Origin of the sequence: Paraburkholderia sp. SIMBA_027 (genome assembly GCF_046535315.1) — a bacterium.
In the GTDB taxonomy this organism is placed as follows: domain Bacteria; phylum Pseudomonadota; class Gammaproteobacteria; order Burkholderiales; family Burkholderiaceae; genus Paraburkholderia; species Paraburkholderia tropica.
On sequence record NZ_JAWRWY010001014.1, the window covers coordinates 1 to 258 of the forward strand.

Genomic DNA, 258 nt, shown 5'->3' on the forward strand with positions numbered 1-258 from the left:
CGGTCATGTAAAGCAGGGCAAACGGCAAATCGTGCCCATTCACGGCGAGTGCCAACATACCTCGCTGGCAGGCGTCTTGCCAAGTTCGAGCTTCCGAGGCCGTAGTCACCAGTTCCCGCAGCAGAGCGAGCTGCCGCTAGCCGATCACCCGCTGGGTGTCGTCGCTATTGGCGCAGATGATCCCGCCAGGCGTGCCGTCGTCGTCAGGGATCGGCGTATAGGAAAACGTGTAGTACGTCTCCTCGGGATAGCCGTTGC

Annotated in this window: 1 pseudogene; it reads right to left on the reverse strand. The window is 61.2% G+C overall.

Annotation, left to right across the window (positions count from 1 at the left end):
• Window positions 1-258 (reverse strand): annotated as a pseudogene (locus SB764_RS42165) (hypothetical protein); the annotation flags it as partial.